1 protein-coding gene is annotated in these 1,255 nt (G+C 56.7%); it reads left to right on the top strand.

The genetic code is table 11. The annotated features are described in order from the left end of the window. The first annotated feature begins 65 nt into the window (after nt 1-65). Nucleotides 66-1,225, top strand: a protein-coding gene (locus OMR58_RS25970) for an IS3 family transposase (protein ID WP_264547335.1) whose coding sequence is annotated in 2 segments (ribosomal slippage) — nt 66-324 and nt 324-1,225 — 1,161 coding nt in all. Because the reading frame shifts where the segments join, the coding sequence is not laid out codon by codon here. The last annotated feature ends 30 nt before the right edge of the window (nt 1,226-1,255 follow it).

Genomic DNA, 1,255 nt, shown 5'->3' with positions numbered 1-1,255 from the left:
TGATCTTACCCAGCAATAGTGGACACGAGACTAAGTGAGTAAACTCTTAACCAGAGGTGACTCATATGACAAAACCAACGGCGACCAAAAAGCCCCGTAAACAACACTCACCAGAGTTCCGCCAGGAAGCCATCAAGCTTGCTGAACATATCGGCGTGGCCGCTGCAGCTCGTGAGCTCAGCCTGTACGAATCACAGCTCTACAACTGGCGCAGCAAACAGAGAAATCAGGCAACGTCCTCTGAGCGCGAGAGCGAACAGGCCGCTGAGATTGCTCGCCTCAAACGCCAGCTGGCTGAAAAGGACGAGGAGCTGGCCATTCTCCAAAAGGCCGCGACATACTTCGCGAAGCGCCTGAAATGAAGTATGTCTTCATCGAAAACCATCAGGCTGAGTTCAGTATTAAAGCCATGTGCCGGGTGCTGCGCGTGGCCCGCAGTGGCTGGTATGCATGGCGGAGCCGTTGCACAGTTATCAGTGCACGCCAGCGCTTCCGACAGGACTGCGACAGCCTGGTCAGTCACGCCTTCAGCCGGGCTAAACAGCGCTACGGAGCCCCCCGCCTGGCAGAAGAGCTGCGTGCGCAGGGCCTGACGTACAACGTGAAAACGATAGCCTCCAGCCTGCGGCGTCAGGGTCTGCGGGCAAAAGCTTCACGCCGGTTCAATCCGGTCAGCTACCGTGAGCACGGTCTGCCGGTCTCAGAAAATCTGCTGAAGCAGGATTTTAACGCCAGCGGCCCGAACCAGAAGTGGTCGGGAGACATCACGTACTTACGTACGGATGAAGGCTGGCTGTACCTTGCCGTGGTCATCGACCTCTGGTCGCGGGCCGTTATCGGCTGGTCGATGTCATCGCGGATGACGGCAAACCTGGCCTGCGATGCACTTCAGATGGCGTTATGGCGGCGCAGGCGGCCAAAATACGTTATCGTTCATACGGATCGGGGCGGGCAATATTGCTCAGCGGACTATCAGGCGCTACTGAAGCGGCACAATCTGCACGGGAGCATGAGTGCCAGAGGGAACTGCTATGATAACGCCTGCGCGGAGAGCTTCTTCCACTCGCTGAAGGTGGAATGCATCCATGGAGAACGGTTTACCAGCCGAGAAATGATGCGGGCAACGGTGTTTAATTATATCGAGTGTGATTACAATCGCTGGCGTCGTCACAGTGCCTGCGGCGGCCTCAGCCCGGAACAGTTCGAAAACCAGACCCTCGCTTAGGGACGTGTCCACATTACGTGGGTAAGATCA

The sequence above is a fragment of the Erwinia sp. INIA01 genome, from assembly GCF_025947915.1.
Classification (GTDB): Bacteria; Pseudomonadota; Gammaproteobacteria; order Enterobacterales; family Enterobacteriaceae; genus Erwinia; species Erwinia coffeiphila.
The sequence above is the reverse complement of the archived record's forward strand: the minus strand, read 5'-3'. Positions and strand labels throughout refer to the sequence as shown.